This window comes from Pseudomonas vlassakiae (genome assembly GCF_014269035.2).
Taxonomy (GTDB): domain Bacteria; phylum Pseudomonadota; class Gammaproteobacteria; order Pseudomonadales; family Pseudomonadaceae; genus Aquipseudomonas; species Aquipseudomonas vlassakiae.
On sequence record NZ_JABWRP020000017.1, the window covers coordinates 59,657 to 82,167 of the forward strand.

Genomic DNA, 22,511 nt, shown 5'->3' on the forward strand with positions numbered 1-22,511 from the left:
GTCCAGATGCCGGCCGAGCATGCGTTGACCGTACTGGTGGCGGAGGACAGTGCGGTCGACCGCTTGTTGCTGGCGCAGATTGTGCGTCGCCAGGGCCACCACGTATTCACTGCGGAAAATGGCGAGCAGGCCGTGGCGCTGTTTGCCGAGCAGCGTCCGCAACTGGTGTTGCTCGATGCCTTGATGCCGGTGATGGATGGTTTCGAGGCGGCGCGGCAGATCAAGGCACTGGCCGGCGAGGCGCTGGTGCCGATCATCTTCCTCACCTCGCTGAGTGAAGAGGATGCCTTGGTGCGTTGCCTGGAGGCCGGCGGTGACGACTTCATGGCCAAGCCCTACAGTGCGGTGATCCTCGCGGCCAAGATCCGCGCCATGGACCGCCTGCGCCGTTTGCAGGCGACCGTGCTCGAACAGCGTGACCAGATCACCCGCCACCATCACCACCTGCTCAACGAGCAGCGGGTGGCCAAGGCGGTGTTCGACAAGGTCGCGCATTCCGGCTGCATCACCGCGCCGAACATCCGTTACCTGCAGTCTCCCTATGCGCTGTTCAATGGTGACCTGCTGCTGGCTGCGTTTACCCCGGCCGGTGACATGCATGTGCTGCTGGGGGATTTCACCGGCCATGGCTTGCCGGCGGCAGTGGGGGCGATGCCGCTGGCGGAAGTGTTCTACGGGATGACCGCGAAGGGCTATGGCTTGGCGCAGATGCTGCGCGAGATGAACGCCAAGCTCAAGCGCATCCTGCCGGTGGACATGTTTTGCTGTGCGCTGCTGCTCAACCTGAGTGTGCAGCGCGGGGCGGTGGAAGTGTGGAATGGCGGCATGCCGGATGGCTACCGGCTGTCGGTAGACGGCGAAGTGCTCGGCAGGCTCAGGTCGCGTCATCTGCCGCTGGGCATCCTCGCGCCGGAGCGCTTCGATGACAGCACCGAAGTGCTGCCGATGGCGGCGGGGGAGCGGCTGTTGCTGCTGTCCGATGGCGTGGTCGATACCGCAGACGAGCACGAGCGCCTGTTTGGTGTCGAGCGCTTGCGCGAGGTGCTGGCCGCCAATCGTGATCCGGCGCAGTTGTTCGATGAGGTGATGCAGGCCCTGGCGCGTTTTGGCGGCAGCCCCCGGGATGACATCAGCCTGTGCGACATACGCATGTTCAGTGGCGAGGACCGGATGCCCGCGCCGACCCTGTACTCCGACAGTGGGCGCTCCAGTCCGCTGGACTGGGCGTTGGCGTTCGAATTGCGCGGTGAAAGCCTCAAGCGATTCAACCCGGTGCCTTACCTGGTGCAGTTGTTGCAGGAGATTCATGGCCTGCGGCCGCGCACTGGCGCTTTGCACAACGTGCTCAGTGAACTGTTCACCAATGCACTGGAGCATGGTGTGTTGGGCCTGGATTCGCAGCTCAAACGGGATGTGCAAGGTTTTGCCGACTACTATGAGGAGCGCGCCCGGCGCCTGGTGACACTGGCCGACGGCTTCGTGCGTATCGACCTGAAGGTTGAACCCTCGGGGACGGGCGGGCGTCTCACCATCGAGGTCCGTGACAGTGGCGCGGGATTCGATGTGCAGCGTGTGTTGTCGCGTCCGTCGGTGGAGCAGGAGTTGAGTGGGCGCGGGCTACACCTGGTGCGGCGGCTTGGCAGCCATGCCGAGTGGTGCGAAGGTGGCCGCTGCGCCCGCGTGCGGTTTGATTGGTGATGTGTCTGGAGGGCCGCAGGGCGGCTCAGGCATAATCCGGCTTGATCAAGGAGTGAGCAAGTGACTGACATGCATATTGACCACAAGGTACTCAGCGACTTGCAGGAGGTCATGGAAGATGGCTACCTGCAGCTGCTGGACACCTTTCTGGAAGACTCCGAACAGCGTTTGAACCAGCTGCATGAGGCCAAGAGCGCCGATGAGCTTGGCATGGCCGCGCACAGCTTCAAGGGCAGCAGCAGCAACATGGGGGCCATTGGCCTTTCCCGCTTGTGCCAGCAATTGGAAGAGCGGGTCAAAGAGCGGCCGCTGTATGGCATCGAAGACCTGATCAACCGGATCGACCAGGAATACCTGGAGGTGAAAGGCTTCTATCGTGGCGAGCGTGAGCGCGTTTCGGCGAGCTGATGGCAAGTTGGCGCGACTTTTGCCTCTCAGTATCCAGATGATATTCCAGTTTCTGGCGCGGAGACCGCTCAATGCCTGTCGCATCCAACCCTTTGTTGCAAGCCAACACCCTGAGCAAGCCATCGAGTGCGAGCTCCTCGCGGGTGGACAAGCCGCTGCAGGCGGCGGGCGGGCAAGGCGCCGGCTTCGATCAGGTCATGGCTGGGCAGGGGCGTGACAAGGCACCTGCACGCAACGACAAGGCGGCCCAGCCCGTCGCGAAGGACAAGCCTGACGTTGCCCAGGGCGGCAAGAAGGAGGCCGCCGACAAACCGGCGGTTGCCGATGACGGCAACCTATTGCCAGCAGACGATGCGCCACCTGCCACTGCCAACACTACCGTGCCCAGTGACGTGGGGTCGCTCGATGCCAGCCTGGTGGCGGGCCAGGTGACCGACGCGCAGCCCGGCGCGCAGTTGCTGCAGGCCCAGGCCGAAGCCGTGGCGCCGGTGTTGCAGGCGGCTATCCAGCAGCCGCCCGTGGCCGAGGTTGCCAAGCCACTGCCGGAACAGCCGGAGACCGAGGCGTTTGATCCGGATGCCGACCCTCTGGCCAACCTGCCGACGTTGCGTCTGGCCCTGGAGCAGAGCGCCCAGGCCAAAGGCACGACGTCGACGCACGCTGCAGAGCCAGGCAAAACCCAGTCCGATGACAGTCAGGCAGCCGTCAATCCATTGGCGACCCTGATCGACAAGGTCGAGGGCGAGGCCGGCAAGTCCGAGACCGGCGACAAGGCCTTCGGTGCCTTGCTCGAAGACGGGCTCAAGGACACCAAGAGCGCCAGCAGCGACACCCGCGTCGATGACTTTGCCAATCGGCTGGCCAGCCTGACCCAGGCGGTGACTGCCAAGACCGCCAATGCCGTGCCGGTCAATGCCAATCCGTTGCATCAGCCGCTGCACATGAACCAGGGCGCATGGGCCGAAGGCCTGGTCAACCGGGTCATGTACCTGTCCAGCCAGAACCTCAAGTCGGCGGACATTCAGCTGGAGCCGGCTGAGCTCGGCCGCCTCGATATTCGCGTCAATGTGGCGACTGACCAGTCCACGCAGATCACCTTTGTCAGTGGTCATGCCGGTGTGCGCGATGCGCTGGACAGCCAGGTGTATCGGCTGCGCGAGCTGTTTGCCCAGCAGGGGTTGGCGCAGCCGGACGTCAACGTGGCCGACCAGTCGCGTCAGCAGCAGCAACAGGCGCAGCAGGACGGCTCGCAGCTGTCCGGGGTAGCTGCGCGCCGGGCGCAGGAGGGCGGGGGCGAGCCAGGTGAGCCAAGCGAGGTGTCGCGGCCTGTCGAGCAGCAGGTGGTGATTGGCGACAGTGCTGTCGATTACTACGCCTGATGGTCCTGTCCTGGGATTTTCAGCGCCTTTGACATCGAGCGCCGCCGGCGCGGTGCTCGATCTCACAGGCGCCACACCTCTCCAGCCAAACATGGCATAACACTTGCTCAAGCCACGTCATCCTTCTTTGAAACCCCGATGGACGACGGATTATTGGCATGGCGAAGAGCGACGCAGTGAAAGACCCCGCCGCAAAAGGCAAACTCAAGCTGATCCTGCTGCTGGTGCTGGCCCTGTTGCTGGCAGTCGGCCTGTCGGTGGGCGCCACCTGGTTCATCATGCACAAGACTGAATCGGCACCCGCCCCGGAAGCAGCTGCCACCAACGGCAAGGCTCCCGCGATCTACGTGCCGCTGGCGCCCGCCTTCGTGGTCAACTTCAACCAGAACGGCCGCCAGCGCTACATGCAGCTGAGCATCACGATGCAAGGCCGTAGCCAGGCCGACCTGGACGCGCTCACGGTGCACATGCCGGTGATCCGCAACAACCTGGTGATGATGTTCTCCGGGCAGGGCTTCGACACCCTGGCGGCCAGTTCGGTGGGCCAGGAGATGCTGCGTCAGAAAGCCACCGCGGTGGTTCAGGAAGTGGCGCAGAAGGAAGTCGGCAGGCCGGTGGTCGACCAGTTGCTGTTCACCAATTTCGTATTGCAGTAGGAGTCCGCAATGGCCGTACAGGACCTGCTGTCCCAGGATGAGATCGATGCCCTGTTGCATGGCGTCGACGATGGGCTGGTACAGACCGAGAGCGCTGCCGAGCCCGGCAGCATCAAAAGCTACGACCTGACCAGCCAGGATCGGATCGTGCGGGGTCGCATGCCGACCCTGGAAATGATCAACGAGCGTTTCGCCCGCTACACCCGCATCAGCATGTTCAACCTGCTGCGCCGCTCGGCCGACGTGGCTGTCGGTGGCGTGCAGGTGATGAAGTTTGGCGAGTACGTGCATTCGCTGTACGTGCCGACCAGCCTCAACCTGGTGAAGATCAAGCCATTGCGTGGCACTGCGCTGTTCATCCTTGACGCCAAGCTGGTGTTCAAGCTGGTGGACAACTTCTTTGGTGGTGATGGCCGTCACGCCAAGATCGAGGGCCGCGAATTCACCCCCACCGAGTTGCGCGTGGTGCGCATGGTGCTGGACCAGTGCTTCGTCGACCTCAAGGAGGCCTGGCAAGCGATCATGCCGGTCAACTTCGAGTACATGAACTCTGAGGTCAACCCGGCCATGGCCAACATCGTCGGCCCGAGCGAGGCGGTGGTGGTGTCGACCTTCCACATCGAACTGGACGGCGGTGGCGGCGACCTGCATGTGACCATGCCGTACTCGATGATCGAGCCGGTGCGGGAGATGCTCGACGCCGGCTTCCAGTCCGATCTCGACGACCAGGACGAGCGCTGGGTCAAGGCCCTGCGCGAGGACGTGCTGGACGTCGCCGTGCCGCTGACCGCCACGGTTGCCCGTCGCCAGCTGAAGCTGCGCGACATCCTGCACATGCAGGCCGGTGACGTGATCCCGGTCGAGCTGCCCGAGCACCTGGTACTGCGCGCCAATGGCGTGCCGTCGTTCAAGGCGCGCCTGGGTTCGCACAAGGGCAACCTGGCCCTGCAGATCATCGACCCGATCGAACGCCGCTGAGCGCGTGCCGGTCGCTCTCTACGAATTGAATGCCTGTCGAGGACATCATGGCTAACGAAAACGAGATCACTTCCCCGGAAGACCAGGCTTTGGCCGATGAATGGGCTGCGGCCCTGGAAGAAACCGGTGATGCCGGCCAGTCCGACATCGATGCACTGCTCGCCGCTGACAGCGGCAAGCCGAGTGCCGGTCGCCTGCCGATGGAGGAGTTCGCCAGCTCGCCGCGGCCAAACGAGAACGTCAGCCTCGAAGGGCCGAACCTGGATGTGATCCTGGATATTCCGGTGAGCATTTCCATGGAAGTAGGCAGTACCGAAATCAACATCCGCAACCTGCTGCAGCTCAACCAGGGCTCGGTGATCGAACTTGACCGGCTGGCCGGTGAGCCGCTCGATGTGCTGGTCAACGGCACGCTGATCGCCCACGGTGAAGTGGTGGTGGTCAACGAGAAGTTCGGCATCCGCCTGACGGACGTGATCAGCCCCAGCGAACGTATCAAGAAGCTGCGCTGAGTGAAGGGCACGATGCGGGCCGTGTTGGCCCTGGCCACGCTGCTGGTCAGTGACCTGGCCATCGCCGCTGCCACGCCTGCTGCCACTCCGGCTACGGTGCAGGCCGCTGCGCCCGGCAGTTTGGGCGGGCAGTTGGCGCAGATGGTGTTCGGCCTGTTGTTGGTGGTGGGGCTGATCTTCTTCCTGGCCTGGGCCCTGCGCCGCATGCAGGGTGCCACGCCCAAGGGTGGGCAGGTGATCGAGATCGTCGGTAGCCGCGCCATCGGCCCGCGTGACCGGCTGCTGCTGGTGCAGGTCGGCAACGAGCAGATCCTCATAGGCCACACGCCAGGCAGCATCGAAGCCCTGCATGTCATGGCCGAACCCGTCGAAGTGCCCGTCAGCGCCCGCCAGGCGACGCCAGAATTTGCCCAGCGGCTGATGGAGCTGATGGGCAAGGATCAGAAGGACAAGAAGTGATGAATGGCGCGTTGCGCATTTTGTTGAGCACCTTGTTGCCAATCGCGCTGCTGCTGGCAGCGCCGCTGGCCCAGGGCGCGGACCCGCTGTCGATCCCGGCCATCACTCTGTCCAACACTGCGGACGGGCAGCAGGAGTATTCGGTCAGCCTGCAGATCCTGCTGATCATGACGGCGCTGAGCTTCATCCCGGCGTTCGTCATCCTGATGACCAGCTTCACCCGCATCATCATCGTGTTCTCGATCCTGCGTCAGGCCCTGGGCCTGCAGCAGACGCCGTCGAACCAGGTGCTGACCGGCATGGCCCTGTTCCTGACGATGTTCATCATGGCGCCGGTGTTCGACCGGGTTAACCAGGATGCCCTGCAGCCGTACCTGAGCGAGAAGATGACCGCCCAGCAAGCCATCGACAAGGCCCAGGGCCCGCTCAAGGACTTCATGCTGGCGCAGACCCGGCAAAGCGATCTCGACCTGTTCATGCGCCTGTCCAAACGCACCGACATCGCCGGCCCCGAGCAGGTCCCGCTGACGATCCTGGTGCCGGCATTCGTTACCTCGGAATTGAAGACCGCGTTCCAGATCGGCTTCATGATCTTCATCCCGTTCCTGATCATCGACATGGTCGTGGCCAGTGTGCTGATGGCCATGGGCATGATGATGCTGTCGCCGCTGATCATCTCGCTGCCGTTCAAGATCATGCTGTTTGTCCTGGTCGATGGCTGGGCGCTGATCATGGGCACCTTGGCCGGCAGTTTCGGCGGCGTGTGACGCTGCCAGGGAGAGCCTACGCATGACACCTGAAGTCGCTGTCGACCTGTTCCGTGACGCACTGTGGCTGACCACCCTGATGGTTGCCATCCTGGTGATACCGAGCCTGCTGGTTGGCCTGGTCGTGGCGATGTTCCAGGCTGCCACGCAGATCAACGAACAGACCCTGAGCTTCTTGCCGCGCCTGCTGGTGATGCTGGTCACGCTGATCGTCGCAGGGCCCTGGCTGGTACAGAAGTTCATGGAGTACATCACCGGCCTGTACACCAGCATCCCGCAGCTGATCGGTTGAGCCTGCCATGCTGGAGCTGACCGACGCGCAGATCGGTACCTGGGTCGCCACCTTCATCCTGCCGCTGTTCCGGGTGACGGCGGTGCTGATGACCATGCCGATCTTCGGCACCCGCATGCTGCCGGCGCGGATTCGCTTGTATGTGGCGGTGGCGATCACCGTGGTGATCGTGCCGGCCCTGCCGCCCCTGCCGGAATTCGACCCGCTGAGCTTGCGCGGCCTGCTGCTGTGTGGCGAGCAGGTCATCGTTGGCGCGTTGTTCGGGTTTTCCCTGCAGCTGCTGTTCCAGGTCTTCGTTATCGCCGGGCAGATTGTCGCCGTGCAGATGGGCATGGCCTTTGCCTCCATGGTCGACCCGGCCAACGGGGTCAACGTGGCGGTGATCAGCCAGTTCATGACCATGCTGGTCAGCGTGCTGTTCCTGCTGATGAACGGCCACCTGGTGGCGTTCGAAGTGCTGACCGAAAGCTTTACCACCTTGCCGGTAGGCAACGCCCTGGTTGTCAGTCACTTCTGGGAGCTGGCCGGGCGCCTGAGCTGGGTGTTCGGTGCCGGATTGCTGTTGATCCTGCCGGCCATCACCGCGCTGCTGGTGGTGAACATCGCGTTTGGCGTGATGACCCGCGCAGCGCCCCAGCTGAACATCTTTTCCATCGGTTTTCCGCTCACGCTGGTACTGGGCATGGGCATCTTCTGGGTCGGTTTGGCCGACATTCTCTCCCACTATCAGGCGTTGGCCAGTGACGCGTTGCAGTGGCTGCGTGAACTGGCAAGGGCGCGCTGAGCATGGCTGAAAGCGAGAGTGGGCAGGACAAGACGGAAGACCCCACCGACAAACGCAAGCGCGATGCGCGCGAGAAAGGTGAGATTGCCCGTTCCAAGGAGCTCAACACCGTAGCCTCTACCCTGGCCGGTGCCGGCGCGCTGCTGGCCTTTGGTGGCAACCTGGCGGAAACCTTGATGACGCTGATGCGGATGAACTTTTCCCTGACCCGGGAAGTGCTGACCGATGAGCGCTCGATGGGCATGTTCCTGCTGGCGTCGGGCAAGATGGCCATATGGGCGGTGCAGCCGGTGCTCATGCTGCTGTTCGTGATCGCCTTCGTGTCACCCATCGCCCTTGGCGGGTTCATCTTTTCCGGGAGCCTGTTGCAGCCCAAGTTCAGCCGGATGAACCCGTTGTCAGGTATCAAGCGGATGTTTTCGCTCAACTCGCTGACCGAGTTGCTCAAGGCGATGGCCAAGTTCTTCGTGATCCTGATCGTTGCGCTGGTGGTGCTGGGCAATGATCGCCAGGCGTTGTTGGCCATCGCCAACGAGCCGCTGGAGCAGGCGATCATCCACAGCGTCCAGGTGGTCGGCTGGAGTGCCTTGTGGATGGCGGCCGGGTTGCTGTTGATCGCGGCGGCGGACGTGCCGTTCCAGCTCTGGCAGACGCACAAGAAGCTGAAGATGACCAAGCAGGAGGTCAAGGACGAGTACAAGGACAGCGAAGGCAAGCCTGAGGTCAAGCAGCGCATCCGCCAGTTGCAGCGCGAGGTGTCGCAGCGGCGCATGATGGCGGCTGTGCCCGAGGCCGACGTGATCATCACCAACCCGACGCACTATGCCGTGGCCCTGCAGTACGACCCGGAGAAGGGCGGGGTAGCGCCGTTGCTGGTGGCCAAGGGAACTGACTTCATTGCCTTGAAGATTCGTGAGATTGGTGTCGAGCACAAGGTGCAGATCCTCGAATCGCCGGCGCTGGCGCGGGCGATCTACTACTCCACCGAGGTCGAAGGGGAGATCCCGGCAGGGCTTTACCTGGCGGTGGCGCAGGTGCTGGCCTATGTGTTCCAGATCCGACAGTACCGTTCCGGCAAGGGCAAGCGGCCTGAGCCGCTCAAGGAAGACCTGCCGATTCCGCCGGACCTGCGGCGCGACAACTGATTCCAGCCTGATACGGTCTGTGTGGGAGCGGCCTTGCGTCGCGAAAGGGGTGCGCAGCGCCCCCAGGATTTCGGCGCTGTCGCATAAATTGCCGGGACTGCTTCGCAGTCCTTTCGCGACACAAGGCCGCTCCCACAAGGGCCGGTACAGGCAACATAAATCCCCAGCCGAGCAAAGTTGGAAGGCTTCTTGCAAAGCCACGCCCAAGCGCCCCTTGGGCGTCAAAGTTTTGCATCAAGAGGACTCGCGGTGGATCGCACTCAGTTAATCAGCAACGCCCGCAACAACCTGGCCGGGCTCGGCCGGGGCAATCTGGGCGTGCCGTTGCTGCTGCTGGTGATGTTGGCAATGATGATGTTGCCGATACCGCCGTTCCTGCTCGACGTGTTCTTCACCTTCAACATCGCCCTGTCGATCGTGGTCCTGCTGGTCTGCGTGTACGCCCTGCGCCCGCTGGACTTTGCCGCGTTCCCGACCATCCTGCTGGTGGCAACCTTGCTGCGCCTGGCGCTGAACGTGGCCTCCACGCGGGTGGTGATGCTCCATGGTCAGGAGGGCCATGGCGCTGCCGGTAAAGTGATCCAGGCCTTTGGTGAGGTGGTGATCGGCGGCAATTACGTCGTGGGTGCGGTAGTGTTCGCCATCCTCATGATCATCAACTTCGTGGTGGTGACCAAAGGTGCCGGGCGTATTTCCGAGGTGAGCGCGCGCTTCACCCTCGACGCCATGCCGGGCAAGCAGATGGCCATCGACGCCGACCTCAATGCCGGCCTGATCGACCAGGCCCAGGCCAAGGCGCGTCGTGCCGAGGTGGCCCAGGAGGCCGAGTTCTACGGCTCGATGGACGGTGCCAGCAAGTTCGTCCGTGGTGACGCCATCGCTGGCCTGCTGATCCTGTTCATCAACCTCATCGGCGGCATGCTGATCGGTATGCTGCAACACAACATGTCGTTCAGCGATGCGGGCAAGGTCTACGCCTTGCTGACCATCGGTGACGGTTTGGTGGCGCAATTGCCATCACTGCTGCTGTCCACCGCCGCCGCGATCATGGTGACCCGTGCCTCGGGCTCCGAGGACATGGGCAAGCTGATCAACCGCCAGATGTTCGATTCGCCCAAGGCGCTGGGGGTGTCGGCGGCGCTGATGATCATCATGGGCCTGGTGCCGGGCATGCCACACATTGCCTTCCTCAGCCTCGGCCTGCTGGCCGGTGGCGGCGCCTACCTGGTATGGAAGAAGCAGCAGAAGGCCAGGCTCGACGCACAGAAGGAGGCGCAGCGCCAGCAGGACTTGCTGCCGTCGCCGCAGCGCGCGCTGGAGACCAAGGAGCTGGGCTGGGATGACGTGACGCCGATCGACATGATCGGCCTGGAAGTGGGCTACCGCCTGATTCCGCTGGTCGACCGCAACCAGGGTGGGCAACTGCTGGCGCGGATCAAAGGGGTGCGCAAGAAACTGTCGCAGGACCTGGGTTTTCTCATGCCGACCGTACACATCCGCGATAACCTCGACCTGCAGCCCAGCGCTTATCGCCTGACGCTGATGGGGGTGATCCTGGCGGAGGCCGAGATCTATCCGGACCGCGAACTGGCGATCAACCCCGGCCAGGTGTTTGGCACGCTCAACGGTATCGCCGCGCGCGACCCGGCATTCGGCCTTGAGGCGGTATGGATCGACATCGGTCAGCGCGCGCAGGCTCAATCGCTGGGGTACACCGTGGTCGACGCCAGTACCGTGGTTGCCACCCACCTCAACCAGATCCTGCAGAAGCACTGCCACGAGCTGATCGGCCATGAGGAGGTCCAGCAACTGTTGCAGGTGTTGTCCAAGGCATCGCCTAAACTTGCAGAAGAGTTGGTGCCGGGTGTCATTTCCTTGTCGGGGCTGCTCAAGGTCCTGCAGGCATTGTTGTCCGAGCAAGTGCCGGTGCGTGACATCCGCAGTATTGCCGAGGCCATCGCCAACAATGCCAGCAAGAGTCAAGATACCGCCGCGCTGGTGGCAGCAGTGCGCGTCGGATTGTGTCGCGCCATCGTCCAAAGCATTGTCGGCGTTGAGTCCGAGCTTCCCGTGATCACCCTTGAACCAAGGTTGGAACAGATTTTGCTCAATAGTTTGCAAAGGGCCGGGCAGGGCCAGGAAGACGGTGTTCTTCTTGAGCCGAGCATGGCCGAAAAGCTGCAGCGCTCGTTGATCGACGCCTGCCAGCGCCAGGAAATGCAAGGCCAGCCGGCCATTCTCCTGGTCGCTGGCCCGATCCGTGCCATGCTGTCGCGCTTCGGCCGCCTGGCTGTACCGAATTTGCATGTTCTGGCGTATCAGGAAATACCGGATAACAAGCAAGTCACCATCGTTGCCACAGTGGGCCCCAACGGCTGAGGTAGTGGGTTATGCAAGTCAAGCGTTTTTTCGCCGCCGATATGCGTCAGGCCATGAAGCTGGTCCGTGATGAGCTGGGCTCCGATGCCGCCATCATTGGCAACCGCCGCATCGCCGGGGGTGTCGAGCTGACCGCCGCGCTGGACTACAAGCTGTCCGCGCTGGCCCCCCGCGTGCCCAACGTCGCGCTGGAAGAAGAGCTGCGCAAGACCCAGTCGCGCATCGCCACAGCCCAGGCCGAGCTGGACAACCGCGCCGAAGCCAGCGAAGGCAACCGCCAATTGTTCGCCGGCCAGTCGCTGACCGCGGCCGAGCCGTTGATCGAGCCGCACGTGGAGGCGCCGGCACCCGCTGCCGCGCCCGCCCCGGCGCCGGTCGACCCGCGCCTGTTCGACGCCATGCGCTCGGAGCTCTCGGGCCTGCGCGAACTGCTCGAAGTGCAGCTCGGCTCGCTGGCCTGGAACCAGCTGCAGGGCAGCAAACCGGCTCAGGCCAACCTCTGGCGTCGCCTGCAGCGCATCGGCCTGTCCGGCCCGATCGCCCGCGAGCTGCTCGACCTCACCCAGGAGATCGAAGAGCCGCGTCAGGCCTGGCGCATGCTGCTGGCGCACCTGGCGCGGATGATCGAAGTGCCGCAGATCGAGCCGATCGAAGAGGGCGGGGTCATCGCCATGGTCGGCCCTGCCGGCATGGGCAAGACCACCACCCTGGCCAAGCTGGCGGCACGCTATGTGCTCAAGTACGGCCCGCAGAACCTGGCCCTGGTGAGCATGGACAGCTTCCGCATCGGTGCCCAGGAACAGCTCAAGACCCTGGGGCGCATCCTCAATGTGCCGGTGACCTACGTCGACCCTGGCCAATCGCTGGCTGCAGCGCTGGAGCCGCTGCTGCGCAAGCGTGTGGTACTGATCGACACCGCCGGCCTGCAGGCCAGCGACCCGGCCCTGCGCATGCAACTGGAAACCCTGGCCGGGCGTGGCATCGCCGCGAAGAACTACCTGGTACTGGCCACCACCAGCCAGAAGCAGGTGCTGACCGCCGCCTACCATAGCTACAAGCGCTGCGGCCTGGCCGGCTGCATCCTGACCAAACTCGATGAAACGGCGAGCCTCGGCGATGTGCTGAGCCTGGCCATCAGTCATGAACTGCCCGTGGCCTACCTCACCGATGGCCCGCGTATTCCTGACGACCTGCACCTGCCACGCCCGCACCAACTGGTGACCCGCGCGGTCAATGTGCAGTTGCAGGACGAGCCCAGCGAAGAGGCGATGGCCGACATGTTCGCTGATCTCTACCACAACCCGCGGCGCGCGGGTTGAGGATGAAGCGTATGCAAAGTACCTACATTCCGGGGTTGGCAGTCTTGCCCCGCGTGTGGCTTGGGTCCAAGCGAGACAAGGTAAACAACGAACATGGGTAGCATGCATCCCGTACAGGTGATCGCCGTCACCGGTGGCAAAGGTGGCGTCGGCAAGACTAACGTTTCAGTGAACTTGTCCCTGGCGCTGGCTGAACTCGGCCGCCGGGTGATGTTGCTGGACGCCGACCTTGGCCTGGCCAATGTCGACGTATTGCTGGGCCTCACCCCGAAGCGCACCCTGGCCGATGTCATCGAAGGGCGCTGCGAGCTGCGCGACGTGCTGTTGCAGGGGCCTGGCGGTGTGCGCATCGTGCCGGCCGCCTCCGGCACGCAGAGCATGGTGCACCTGGCCCCGGCGCAGCATGCCGGGCTGATCCAGGCCTTCAGCGAGATCGGCGACAACCTCGATGTGCTGGTGATCGACACCGCTGCGGGTATCGGTGACTCGGTAGTCAGCTTCGTGCGCGCCGCCCAGGAAGTGCTGCTCGTGGTGTGCGACGAGCCGACCTCGATCACCGACGCCTACGCGCTGATCAAGCTGCTCAACCGCGACTACGGGATGAACCGTTTCCGCGTGCTGGCCAACATGGCGCAAAGCCCGCAGGAAGGACGCAACCTGTTCGCCAAGCTGACCAAGGTCACCGACCGCTTCCTCGACGTTGCCCTGCAATACGTCGGTGCCGTGCCTTACGACGAAAGCGTGCGCAAGGCGGTGCAGAAGCAGCGCGCGGTGTACGAGGCCTTCCCACGCTCCAAGTGCGCCCTGGCGTTCAAGGCCATTGCGCAGAAGGTTGACAGCTGGCCGCTGCCTGCCAACCCGCGCGGCCACCTTGAGTTCTTCGTCGAGCGCCTGGTGCAACCCACCAGCGCAGGGCCCGTGCTATGAACGCGAGCGGCTTCAAGATGTACAGCAAGGCGTCGAAAGACGCCCAGTTCGAGCTGGTGGAGCGCTATGCACCGCTGGTCAAGCGCATTGCCTACCACTTGCTGGCGCGCCTGCCGGCCAATGTCCAGGTCGAAGACCTGATCCAGGCCGGCATGATCGGCCTGCTGGAAGTGGCCAACAAATACGACGCCAGCAAGGGCGCCAGCTTTGAAACCTACGCGGGTATCCGCATCCGCGGGGCGATGCTCGACGAGGTCCGCAAGGGCGATTGGGCACCGCGTTCGGTGCACCGTAATACGCGCATGGTCAGTGACGCGATGCGCGCCGTGGAAGCAAGAACTGGCCGCGACGCTAAAGATCATGAAGTTGCTGCCGAACTCCAATTGAGTCTCGATGATTACTACGGGATCTTGAACGATACCTTGGGCAGCCGCCTGTTCAGTTTCGACGACCTGTTGCAGGACGGCGAGCACGAAGGGCTGCACGAGGACGGCGCCAGTAGCCAGGTCGAGCCGTCACGCGATCTGGAAGACGAGCGCTTCCAGGCCGCCCTGACCGATGCGATCGCCAACCTGCCGGAGCGTGAGCGCCTGGTGCTGGCGCTGTACTACGACGAAGAGCTGAACCTCAAGGAAATCGGTGAGGTGCTGGGGGTCAGCGAATCGCGTGTCAGTCAGTTGCACAGCCAGTGTGCCGCGCGCCTGCGCAGCCGCCTGGGGGAATGGCGGGCGCGTTGAGCCGGGGGTCGTTGCAGTCGTTTTCCACGTTGTACCGAATTGAATGAATACGCGCGCTCGGGGCCGAGCGCGTTTGAGACTGCTTGGAGGTCTACTTGAACAAAGACATGAAAATCCTCATCGTTGACGACTTTTCGACGATGCGGCGGATCATCAAGAACCTGTTGCGTGACCTGGGCTTCACCAACACCGAAGAAGCCGACGACGGCACCACTGCGCTGCCGATGCTCGAAAGCGGCCACTACGACTTCCTGGTGACCGACTGGAACATGCCGGGCATGTCCGGTATCGACCTGCTGCGCAAGGTGCGTGCGCACGAGCGCCTGAAGACCATGCCGGTGCTGATGGTGACCGCCGAAGCCAAGCGCGACCAGATCATCGAAGCGGCCCAGGCCGGCGTGAATGGTTACGTGGTCAAGCCGTTCACCGCCCAGGTGCTGAAAGAAAAGATCGAGAAGATCTTCGAGCGCGTCAACGGCTGAGTCACGTCAGGGGGGCGCCATGGAATCATCAAATACGTCATTGGGGGAGTTCGAGTCGACCCTCAAGAAGCACGCGCAAGAATTGGTCGCGAGCCTGGAGAAGGGCCACTTCGGCGATGCCGTGCAACTGATCCACCAGCTCAACCAGACCCGAGACCGTGGCCTGTACCAGGAGGTCGGCAAGCTCACCCGTGAGCTGCACAGCGCGATCGTCAGCTTCCAGATCGACCCGCGCATGCCGCAGGCCGAGGAAGTCTCGCAGATCACCGATGCCACCGAGCGCCTGTCCTATGTGGTCAAGCTCACCGAGGGTGCGGCCAACCGCACCATGGACCTGGTGGAGGAGAGCACCCCGGTGCTCAACGAGCTGGCAGCCGAGGCACAAGGCCTGAGCGTCGACTGGCAGCGCTTCATGCGCCGTGAAGTCGCAGCGCCGGAGTTTCGCGAATTGGTCAAGCGTGTCGACAGTTTCCTGACGCACAGCGCCGAGGGCAACCGCAAGGTCGCCGGCCACCTCAACGACATACTGCTGGCCCAGGACTACCAAGACCTGACCGGCCAGGTGATCAAGCGCGTCACTGCGCTGGTGACCGAAGTGGAAAGCAATCTGCTCAAGCTCGTGCTGATGGCCAGTCAGGTCGACCGTTTTGCCGGTATCGAACATGACCACCAGCAGCTGCGCGCTGAAAAAGATCAAGAAAAACATCCGACTCGGGGTGAAGGTCCGCAGATTCATGCCGATAAGCGTGAAGACGTTGTGTCCGGTCAGGACGACGTCGACGATCTGCTGTCCAGCCTGGGTTTTTAAGGAGCACGTTTAATGAGCTTCGGCGCCGATGAAGAAATCCTTCAGGATTTCCTGGTAGAAGCCGGCGAAATTCTTGAGCAACTGTCCGAGCAACTGGTCGAGCTGGAAAGCCGGCCCGACGATGCCGACCTGCTCAATGCGATCTTTCGCGGTTTCCACACTGTAAAAGGGGGCGCCGGCTTCCTTCAGCTGAATGAGCTGGTGGAGTGCTGCCACATCGCCGAGAACGTGTTCGACATCCTGCGCAAAGGTGAGCGCCGGGTCGACGCGGAACTGATGGACGTGGTGCTCGAAGCACTGGACACGGTCAACAGCATGTTCGGCCAGGTGCGTGAGCGCAGTGCAGTCACCCCGGCCACCCCGGAGCTGCTGGCGGCCCTGTCGCGCCTGGCAGAGCCTGCCAGCGCCGATGCCCCTGCGCCGGTGGTCGAGGCAGCGCCCGAGCCTGTGGCGGCCGAGGCGGACATCACCGACACCGAGTTCGAACAGCTGCTCGACTCGCTCGATGCGGTCAAGGCCGAAGCTGCCGCTGCCCAAGCGCAAATGCAGGGCGAGACCCTGAGCGGCTCGGGTGACGACATCACCGACGCCGAGTTCGAATCGTTGCTCGACCAGTTGCATGGCAAGGGCCAGTTCTCGCCCGAAGTCGCCGCCGCCGAAGCGGGGGGCGATGCCAGTGCGCCGGTGAGCGACGAGATCACCGACGAAGAATTCGAGTCGCTGCTCGACCAGTTGCATGGCAAAGGCACCTTCCAGGCCGACGCCTTGCCGGCTGCCGCCGCTACGGTGGAAAACGTGGCCGCGCCTGCCAGCAGTGACGAGATCACCGAACACGAGTTCGAAGCGTTGCTCGACCAGTTGCACGGCAAGGGCAAGTTCACCGGTGAAAGCGCTGCCAGCGAAGCAGCGGTTGCCGCGCCAGCGCCGGTTGCGGCGGTGGCCGAAAGCAAACCGACCGCCAAGCCTGCAGCAGCACCGGCAGCCGCTGCACCGGCTGCGGCTGCCAGGCCAGCGGCGCCAGCCCGTACGCCGGCCCCGGCCGCGGAAAAGCCTGCCAGCGAAGCGGAAACCACCGTGCGCGTCGATACTGCGCGCCTGGACGAGATCATGAACATGGTCGGCGAACTGGTGCTGGTGCGTAACCGTCTGGTGCGCCTGGGCCTGAACAGCGGCGACGAGGCCATGTCGAAGGCGGTGTCCAACCTCGACGTGGTCACCGCCGACCTGCAGACCGCGGTGATGAAAACCCGCATGCAGCCGATCAAGAAGGTGTTCGGCCGCTTCCCGCGCCTGGTCCGCGACCTGGCTCGTCAGTTGAAGAAAGAGATCAACCTGGAGCTGGTCGGTGAAGAGACCGACCTCGACAAGAACCTCGTCGAGGCCTTGGCCGACCCGCTGGTGCACCTGGTGCGCAACGCCGTCGACCACGGTGTCGAGATGCCGGACGAGCGTGAAGCCGCCGGCAAGGCCCGCACCGGCCGCGTGGTGCTCTCGGCCGAGCAGGAAGGTGACCACATCCTGCTGTCGATCTCCGATGATGGCAAGGGCATGGACCCGAGCATCCTGCGCGCCAAGGCCGTGGAAAAGGGCCTGATGGACAAGGACGCTGCCGACCGCCTCAGCGAGTCGGACTGCTACAACCTGATCTTCGCCCCGGGCTTCTCGACCAAGACCGAGATCTCCGACGTGTCTGGCCGCGGCGTCGGCATGGACGTGGTGAAGACCAAGATTTCCCAGCTCAACGGCTCGATCAACATTTTCTCGGCCAAGGGCCAGGGTTCCAAGATCGTCATCAAGGTGCCGCTGACCCTGGCGATCATGCCCACCCTGATGGTGATGCTGGGCAACCAGGCATTCGCCTTCCCGCTGGTCAACGTCAACGAGATCTTCCACCTCGACCTGTCGCGCACCAACGTGGTCGACGGCCAGGAAGTGGTGATCGTGCGCGACAAGGCGCTGCCGCTGTTCTACCTCAAGCGCTGGCTGGTTCAGGGCCAGGTGCACGAGGAGCAGCATGAGGGCCATGTGGTGATCCTCTCGGTCGGCACCCAGCGCATCGGTTTCGTGGTCGACCAGCTGGTCGGCCAGGAAGAAGTGGTGATCAAGCCGCTGGGCAAGATGCTGCAGGGCACCCCGGGCATGTCTGGCGCCACCATCACCGGTGACGGCCGCATCGCGCTGATTCTCGACGTGCCGAGCATGCTCAAGCGTTACGCGGCACGGCGTATCTGATTTTCGGCGGCGCACCCTGGCGGGTTGCGCCGCCTAATGGAGTGTTTATGGCAGTCAAGGTCCTGGTGGTGGATGATTCCGGTTTCTTCCGCCGCCGCGTTTCGGAAATCCTCTCGGCGGACCCGACGATCCAGGTGGTTGGCACCGCGACCAACGGCAGGGAAGCGATCGACCAGGCACTGGCGCTCAAGCCCGATGTCATCACCATGGACTACGAAATGCCCATGATGGATGGCATCACTGCAGTGCGGCACATCATGCAGCGCTGCCCGACGCCCGTTTTGATGTTCTCCTCGCTGACCCATGAAGGCGCCCGCGTCACCCTCGACGCGCTGGATGCCGGTGCAGTGGATTACCTGCCGAAGAACTTCGAAGACATCTCGCGCAACCCAGAGAAGGTCAAGCAGCTGCTGTGCGAGAAGGTGCATACCATCTCGCGCAGCAACCGCCGTTTTGGAAGCTACGCCAGCCACGCGCCGGTCAGCGCACCTGCGCCGGCCGGCAGCCATGCACCCGCCAGCAGCCTGGCCAGCGCCGCGCCGGTGCGTGCTGCTGCGCCTGCCCGTGTGCCGACGCCGGCACCGGCTGCATCACATGCGCCGGCGCCCAAGCGCAAGCCTTACAAGCTGGTGGCGATCGGTACCTCCACTGGCGGCCCGGTGGCCCTGCAGCGGGTGCTGACCCACTTGCCGGCCAGCTTCCCGGCGCCGATCGTGCTGATCCAGCACATGCCCGCTGCCTTCACCAAGGCATTCGCCGAACGCCTCGACAAACTGTGCAAGATCAGCGTCAAGGAAGCCGAGGATGGCGACGTGCTGCGCCCGGGCCTGGCGCTGCTGGCCCCTGGCGGCAAGCAGATGATGATCGACGGTCGTGGCACGGTGAAGATCCTGCCAGGCGACGAGCGCCTGAACTACAAGCCGTGCGTGGACATTACCTTCGGCTCGGCCGCCAAGTCCTATGGCGACAAGGTGCTGTCGGTGGTGCTCACCGGCATGGGCGCCGATGGCCGTGAAGGCGCACGCCTGCTCAAGCAGGGCGGCAGCACCGTGTGGGCCCAGGATGAAGCCAGTTGCGTGATCTATGGCATGCCCATGGCCATCGTCAAAGCCAACCTGGCCGACGCGGTGTACAGCCTGGATGAAATCGGCAAACACCTGGTCGAGGCTTGCGTCTGATGGATGTGCTCAGCCTGATTGGCCTGATCCTGGCGTTTGTCGCCATCGTCGGTGGCAACTTCCTCGAAGGTGGCCATGTGGGGGCCTTGCTCAACGGCCCGGCCGGCCTGATCGTGCTCGGTGGCACCCTGGCGGCGGCCTTGCTGCAGTCGCCGCTGCCGGCATTCAAGCGCGCTTTGCAGATCTTGCGCTGGATTTTCTTCCCGCCGCGGGTCGACCTCGCCGGTGGTATCGACCGTGTGGTCAACTGGAGCCTGACGGCGCGCAAGGAAGGCCTGCTCGGCCTGGAAGGCGTGGCCGATGCCGAACCTGACCCCTACGCGCGCAAGGGCCTGCAACTGTTGGTCGACGGTGCCGAGCCGGAATCGATCCGCAGCATCCTCGAAGTCGACTTCCTGACCCAGGAAAGCCGTGATATCCAGGCCGCCAAGGTGTTCGAGAGCATGGGCGGCTATGCCCCGACCATCGGTATCATCGGTGCGGTCATGGGCCTGATCCACGTCATGGGCAACCTGGCTGACCCGTCGCAGCTGGGCAACGGCATCGCCGTGGCCTTCGTCGCCACCATCTACGGCGTGGCCAGTGCCAACCTGATCCTGCTGCCGATCGCCAACAAGCTCAAGGCCATCGTCCTGCGCCAGTCGCGCTACCGCGAGATGCTGCTCGAAGGCCTGCTGTCGATTGCCGAGGGTGAAAACCCGCGCTCGATCGAGCTGAAGCTACAAGGCTTCATGGAGTAAGCCATGCGCCGTCGCCGTCATACCGAGGAGCACGAGAATCACGAACGCTGGCTGGTGTCGTACGCCGACTTCATCACCTTGCTGTTCGCCTTCTTCGTGGTCATGTATTCGATCTCCTCGATCAACGAGGGCAAGTACAAGGTCATCTCGCAAGCGCTGCTCGGGGTGTTCAACGACCCTGAGCGCAGCATGAAGCCCATTCCGATCGGGGATGAGCAGCCGCTCAGCGTGAAACCGGCGCAGCCGCTGATCAAGGACAGCGAGCAGACCGATGCCGGCCTGGCGCAGACCAACGTCGACCCCTTGAAAACCATCAGCGACGATGTGCGCGATGCCTTCGGCGATTTGATCAAGTCCGACCAGATGACCGTGCGCGGCAATGAGCTGTGGGTGGAGATCGAGCTTAATTCATCGCTGCTGTTCGGCAGTGGCGATGCCATGCCCAGCGACCAGGCGTTCGCCATCATCGAGAAGGTCGGCAAGATCCTCAAGCCGTTCGCCAACCCGGTGCATGTCGAGGGCTTCACCGACAACCTGCCGATCCGCACGGCGCAGTACCCGACCAACTGGGAACTGTCGGCAGCGCGGGCAGCGAGCATCGTGCGGCTGCTGGCCATGGAAGGGGTCAACCCGGCGCGCATGGCCTCGGTGGGCTATGGCGAGTACCAGCCGGTGGCCAGCAACGACAGCGCCGAAGGGCGTGCGCGCAATCGTCGGGTGGTGCTGGTGATTTCCCGTAACCTCGAAGTGCGCCGCAGCCTGACCGGCTCGGGCAGTGCCAACGCCACTGCGGATGCTGCGCTGCGTCGTGCTGGCACACAAAGTGCACCGCCAGCCCCAGCAGCGACGACGGCGAGGTGAGCCGTCAATTCTCCGTCACCGCATGCCTTGGGGCAGCTGGCGACACCAATGAGACAAGAGTTGTCCTATGAGAGTCTGGGCAGTAGCCAATCAAAAAGGTGGCGTGGGCAAGACCACCACCACTATCGCCCTGGCCGGCCTGCTGGCCGAGGCGGGCAAGCGCGTGGTCGTCGTCGACCTCGACCCGCATGGCTCGATGACCAGCTATTTTGGGCACAACCCGGATGCCCTGGAGCACAGCTGCTACGACCTGTTCCTGCACAAGGGCAGCGTGCCCGAGGGCCTGCCGGGGCAGTTGCTGTTGCCGACCAGCGATGAGCGTATTTCGCTGCTGCCTTCGAGCACGGCGCTGGCGGTGCTGGAGCGTCAGTCGCCAGGGCAGAGTGGCTTGGGGCTGGTGATCGCCAAGAGTCTGGCGCAGTTGTGGCAGGATTTCGACTTTGCGCTGATCGACAGCCCGCCATTGCTTGGCGTGCTGATGGTCAACGCCCTGGCTGCGAGCCAGCAGCTGGTGATTCCCGTGCAAACCGAGTTTCTTGCAGTGAAGGGCCTGGAACGCATGATCGGCACCTTGGCCATGGTCAACCGTTCGCGCAAGCAGGCGTTGCCGTACCAGATCGTGCCGACCCTGTTCGACCGCCGCACCCAGGCCTCGCTGGGCACGCTGAAGGTGCTGCGCGATACCTACGAGCATCAGGTGTGGCAGGGCTACATCCCGGTCGACACGCGCCTGCGCGATGCGAGCCGCAATGGCGTCACGCCGTCGCAGTTCGATGGCAAGAGCCGCGGCGTGATCGCCTATCGGGCACTGCTCAAACATATGCTGACCTACAAGCCCGCCGCGCAGGTGGCCTCATGAACCGACCTGTCGGCACCAAGCCGCAACTGGCCCTGCAGTCCTACCTTGACGGGTTGCTGCAGGAAGCCACCGAGGCCGAGGATATCCTCGAATTGCCAGGCTCGGCTGCAGAGCCCGTAGCGGATGATGAGTTCGCCGCTGCCGTGCGTGAAGAGCAGGCACGCGACGCGCACCCGCCAACACTTGCCGCCAGGCCTTTTGCCGAGCCGCAGGTGAAGGTGCTGCCCGCCGTGCTGCCGGTCGAGCAGCCTGTGGTGGCGGTGGTCGAGGCGCAAGTGGTGGCTGAAGCCAGCATCCCGGTGCTGACCGAAGCCCCCACGCCGGAGCCGGTAGCACCGTTGGTGGACGTGCACCTGCCAGCGGCGAGCATGGCTGACATACCGACACCGCCGGCCAGCGTCGATGGCCGCCCGGCCTGGGCGGCCGAGCCGTTCGAGTGCCTGCTGTTCGACGTTGCCGGGTTGACCTTGGCAGTGCCGCTGGTATGCCTGGGCTCGATCTACAGCCTGGAGGGCCAGGAGTTGACGCCGCTGTTCGGTCAGCCGGACTGGTTCCTCGGCATCCTCACCTGCCAGGCCGGCAACCTCAAGGTGCTGGACACCGCGCGCTGGGTGATGCCCGACCGCTACCGCGACGACTTCCGTCAGGGCTTGAACTACGTGATTTCCGTCCAGGGCTACGAATGGGGACTGGCGGTCCATCAGGTCAGCCGCTCGCTGCGCCTGGACCCGGCCGAGATCAAGTGGCGCAGCCAGCGTGGCCAGCGCCCCTGGTTGGCTGGAACGGTCATCGAACACATGTGTGCACTGCTCGACGTCGCCGAACTGGCCGAGCTCATCGCCAGCGGTGCGGTCAAGCAGTTGCATGGCAAACAGAAATAACACCGAACACAACCGCCAACAGCGGATTTA

General features: G+C 63.7%; 23 protein-coding genes. All 23 read left to right on the plus strand.

Annotation, left to right across the window (positions count from 1 at the left end):
* Positions 1–6 precede the first annotated feature (6 nt).
* The 23 genes from HU738_RS20395 (at position 7) to HU738_RS20505 (ending at position 22,481) form a co-directional block, all read left to right on the plus strand.
* Positions 7–1,698 (plus strand): fused response regulator/phosphatase, encoded by a 1,692-nt coding sequence (locus HU738_RS20395; protein ID WP_186603260.1) that lies wholly within the window; start codon positions 7–9, stop codon positions 1,696–1,698.
* A 60-nt stretch (positions 1,699–1,758) separates the two neighbouring features.
* Positions 1,759–2,106 (plus strand): Hpt domain-containing protein, encoded by a 348-nt coding sequence (locus HU738_RS20400; protein ID WP_176506608.1) that lies wholly within the window; start codon positions 1,759–1,761, stop codon positions 2,104–2,106.
* 71 nt (positions 2,107–2,177) lie between these two features.
* Positions 2,178–3,485 (plus strand): flagellar hook-length control protein FliK, encoded by a 1,308-nt coding sequence (locus HU738_RS20405; protein ID WP_186603261.1) that lies wholly within the window; start codon positions 2,178–2,180, stop codon positions 3,483–3,485.
* A gap of 158 nt (positions 3,486–3,643) precedes the next feature.
* A complete protein-coding gene (gene fliL / locus HU738_RS20410; RefSeq protein ID WP_176506606.1) occupies positions 3,644–4,141 on the plus strand; it encodes a flagellar basal body-associated protein FliL in 498 nt (165 codons plus the stop codon).
* 9 nt (positions 4,142–4,150) lie between these two features.
* Entirely contained in the window at positions 4,151–5,119 is a 969-nt protein-coding gene (fliM, locus tag HU738_RS20415; RefSeq protein ID WP_176506605.1) for a flagellar motor switch protein FliM, read from the plus strand.
* A 47-nt stretch (positions 5,120–5,166) separates the two neighbouring features.
* Complete coding sequence (gene fliN / locus HU738_RS20420; protein WP_054884198.1) at positions 5,167–5,631, plus strand: flagellar motor switch protein FliN; 465 nt, start codon at positions 5,167–5,169, stop codon at positions 5,629–5,631.
* Between the two features lie 12 nt (positions 5,632–5,643).
* Positions 5,644–6,090, plus strand: coding sequence for a flagellar biosynthetic protein FliO (gene fliO, locus HU738_RS20425; RefSeq protein ID WP_186603262.1), 447 nt, complete (start codon positions 5,644–5,646; stop codon positions 6,088–6,090).
* Positions 6,090–6,857 carry a flagellar type III secretion system pore protein FliP gene (gene fliP, locus HU738_RS20430; protein ID WP_176506603.1) on the plus strand — a complete coding sequence of 256 codons (768 nt, stop codon included), beginning with the start codon at positions 6,090–6,092 and terminating at the stop codon, positions 6,855–6,857. The genes fliO and fliP overlap by 1 nt, the downstream gene beginning before the upstream one ends.
* A 22-nt stretch (positions 6,858–6,879) precedes the next feature.
* Entirely contained in the window at positions 6,880–7,149 is a 270-nt protein-coding gene (gene fliQ, locus HU738_RS20435) for a flagellar biosynthesis protein FliQ (protein WP_054884188.1), read from the plus strand.
* A gap of 7 nt (positions 7,150–7,156) precedes the next feature.
* Positions 7,157–7,933 (plus strand): flagellar biosynthetic protein FliR, encoded by a 777-nt coding sequence (fliR, locus tag HU738_RS20440; RefSeq protein WP_054884187.1) that lies wholly within the window; start codon positions 7,157–7,159, stop codon positions 7,931–7,933.
* Positions 7,934–7,935: 2 nt separating this feature from the next.
* Complete coding sequence (flhB, locus tag HU738_RS20445) at positions 7,936–9,078, plus strand: flagellar biosynthesis protein FlhB (RefSeq protein WP_186603263.1); 1,143 nt, start codon at positions 7,936–7,938, stop codon at positions 9,076–9,078.
* Between the two features lie 249 nt (positions 9,079–9,327).
* A complete protein-coding gene (flhA, locus tag HU738_RS20450) occupies positions 9,328–11,457 on the plus strand; it encodes a flagellar biosynthesis protein FlhA (protein WP_176506601.1) in 2,130 nt (709 codons plus the stop codon).
* An 11-nt stretch (positions 11,458–11,468) separates the two neighbouring features.
* Positions 11,469–12,776, plus strand: coding sequence for a flagellar biosynthesis GTPase FlhF (gene flhF / locus HU738_RS20455; protein ID WP_186603264.1), 1,308 nt, complete (start codon positions 11,469–11,471; stop codon positions 12,774–12,776).
* Positions 12,777–12,869: 93 nt separating this feature from the next.
* A complete protein-coding gene (gene fleN / locus HU738_RS20460) occupies positions 12,870–13,703 on the plus strand; it encodes a flagellar synthesis regulator FleN (RefSeq protein ID WP_054884183.1) in 834 nt (277 codons plus the stop codon).
* A complete protein-coding gene (gene fliA, locus HU738_RS20465) occupies positions 13,700–14,440 on the plus strand; it encodes an RNA polymerase sigma factor FliA (protein WP_054884182.1) in 741 nt (246 codons plus the stop codon). The genes fleN and fliA overlap by 4 nt, the downstream gene beginning before the upstream one ends.
* A gap of 107 nt (positions 14,441–14,547) precedes the next feature.
* Positions 14,548–14,922, plus strand: coding sequence for a chemotaxis response regulator CheY (locus HU738_RS20470; RefSeq protein WP_176506599.1), 375 nt, complete (start codon positions 14,548–14,550; stop codon positions 14,920–14,922).
* 19 nt (positions 14,923–14,941) lie between these two features.
* The gene (locus HU738_RS20475; protein ID WP_186603265.1) at positions 14,942–15,730 is read left to right on the plus strand and encodes a protein phosphatase CheZ; all 789 of its coding nucleotides are present in this window, start codon (positions 14,942–14,944) and stop codon (positions 15,728–15,730) included.
* 12 nt (positions 15,731–15,742) lie between these two features.
* The gene (locus HU738_RS20480; RefSeq protein ID WP_186603266.1) at positions 15,743–17,962 is read left to right on the plus strand and encodes a chemotaxis protein CheA; all 2,220 of its coding nucleotides are present in this window, start codon (positions 15,743–15,745) and stop codon (positions 17,960–17,962) included.
* Between the two features lie 47 nt (positions 17,963–18,009).
* Complete coding sequence (locus tag HU738_RS20485; protein WP_186603267.1) at positions 18,010–19,140, plus strand: protein-glutamate methylesterase/protein-glutamine glutaminase; 1,131 nt, start codon at positions 18,010–18,012, stop codon at positions 19,138–19,140.
* The gene (locus HU738_RS20490; protein ID WP_054884177.1) at positions 19,140–19,880 is read left to right on the plus strand and encodes a flagellar motor protein; all 741 of its coding nucleotides are present in this window, start codon (positions 19,140–19,142) and stop codon (positions 19,878–19,880) included. Before HU738_RS20485 ends, HU738_RS20490 begins: the two co-directional genes overlap by 1 nt.
* A 3-nt stretch (positions 19,881–19,883) precedes the next feature.
* The gene (motD, locus tag HU738_RS20495) at positions 19,884–20,741 is read left to right on the plus strand and encodes a flagellar motor protein MotD (protein WP_176506595.1); all 858 of its coding nucleotides are present in this window, start codon (positions 19,884–19,886) and stop codon (positions 20,739–20,741) included.
* Between the two features lie 67 nt (positions 20,742–20,808).
* A complete protein-coding gene (locus tag HU738_RS20500) occupies positions 20,809–21,600 on the plus strand; it encodes a ParA family protein (protein ID WP_054884175.1) in 792 nt (263 codons plus the stop codon).
* The gene (locus tag HU738_RS20505; RefSeq protein WP_186603268.1) at positions 21,597–22,481 is read left to right on the plus strand and encodes a CheW domain-containing protein; all 885 of its coding nucleotides are present in this window, start codon (positions 21,597–21,599) and stop codon (positions 22,479–22,481) included. Before HU738_RS20500 ends, HU738_RS20505 begins: the two co-directional genes overlap by 4 nt.
* The last annotated feature ends 30 nt before the right edge of the window (positions 22,482–22,511 follow it).

What these genes read in the sequence shown, in the direction of transcription:
- HU738_RS20395 (WP_186603260.1), top strand. Translation starts at nt 7, where the DNA reads ATGCCGGCCGAGCATGCGTTGACCGTACTGGTGGCGGAGGACAGTGCG.
- HU738_RS20405 (WP_186603261.1), top strand. Translation starts at nt 2,178, where the DNA reads ATGCCTGTCGCATCCAACCCTTTGTTGCAAGCCAACACCCTGAGCAAG.
- fliL (WP_176506606.1), top strand. Translation starts at nt 3,644, where the DNA reads ATGGCGAAGAGCGACGCAGTGAAAGACCCCGCCGCAAAAGGCAAACTC.
- fliM (WP_176506605.1), top strand. Translation starts at nt 4,151, where the DNA reads ATGGCCGTACAGGACCTGCTGTCCCAGGATGAGATCGATGCCCTGTTG.
- fliN (WP_054884198.1), top strand. Translation starts at nt 5,167, where the DNA reads ATGGCTAACGAAAACGAGATCACTTCCCCGGAAGACCAGGCTTTGGCC.
- fliO (WP_186603262.1), top strand. Translation starts at nt 5,644, where the DNA reads ATGCGGGCCGTGTTGGCCCTGGCCACGCTGCTGGTCAGTGACCTGGCC.
- fliP (WP_176506603.1), top strand. Translation starts at nt 6,090, where the DNA reads ATGAATGGCGCGTTGCGCATTTTGTTGAGCACCTTGTTGCCAATCGCG.
- fliQ (WP_054884188.1), top strand. Translation starts at nt 6,880, where the DNA reads ATGACACCTGAAGTCGCTGTCGACCTGTTCCGTGACGCACTGTGGCTG.
- fliR (WP_054884187.1), top strand. Translation starts at nt 7,157, where the DNA reads ATGCTGGAGCTGACCGACGCGCAGATCGGTACCTGGGTCGCCACCTTC.
- flhB (WP_186603263.1), top strand. Translation starts at nt 7,936, where the DNA reads ATGGCTGAAAGCGAGAGTGGGCAGGACAAGACGGAAGACCCCACCGAC.
- flhF (WP_186603264.1), top strand. Translation starts at nt 11,469, where the DNA reads ATGCAAGTCAAGCGTTTTTTCGCCGCCGATATGCGTCAGGCCATGAAG.
- fleN (WP_054884183.1), top strand. Translation starts at nt 12,870, where the DNA reads ATGGGTAGCATGCATCCCGTACAGGTGATCGCCGTCACCGGTGGCAAA.
- fliA (WP_054884182.1), top strand. Translation starts at nt 13,700, where the DNA reads ATGAACGCGAGCGGCTTCAAGATGTACAGCAAGGCGTCGAAAGACGCC.
- HU738_RS20470 (WP_176506599.1), top strand. Translation starts at nt 14,548, where the DNA reads ATGAAAATCCTCATCGTTGACGACTTTTCGACGATGCGGCGGATCATC.
- HU738_RS20475 (WP_186603265.1), top strand. Translation starts at nt 14,942, where the DNA reads ATGGAATCATCAAATACGTCATTGGGGGAGTTCGAGTCGACCCTCAAG.
- HU738_RS20480 (WP_186603266.1), top strand. Translation starts at nt 15,743, where the DNA reads ATGAGCTTCGGCGCCGATGAAGAAATCCTTCAGGATTTCCTGGTAGAA.
- HU738_RS20485 (WP_186603267.1), top strand. Translation starts at nt 18,010, where the DNA reads ATGGCAGTCAAGGTCCTGGTGGTGGATGATTCCGGTTTCTTCCGCCGC.
- HU738_RS20490 (WP_054884177.1), top strand. Translation starts at nt 19,140, where the DNA reads ATGGATGTGCTCAGCCTGATTGGCCTGATCCTGGCGTTTGTCGCCATC.
- motD (WP_176506595.1), top strand. Translation starts at nt 19,884, where the DNA reads ATGCGCCGTCGCCGTCATACCGAGGAGCACGAGAATCACGAACGCTGG.
- HU738_RS20500 (WP_054884175.1), top strand. Translation starts at nt 20,809, where the DNA reads ATGAGAGTCTGGGCAGTAGCCAATCAAAAAGGTGGCGTGGGCAAGACC.
- HU738_RS20505 (WP_186603268.1), top strand. Translation starts at nt 21,597, where the DNA reads ATGAACCGACCTGTCGGCACCAAGCCGCAACTGGCCCTGCAGTCCTAC.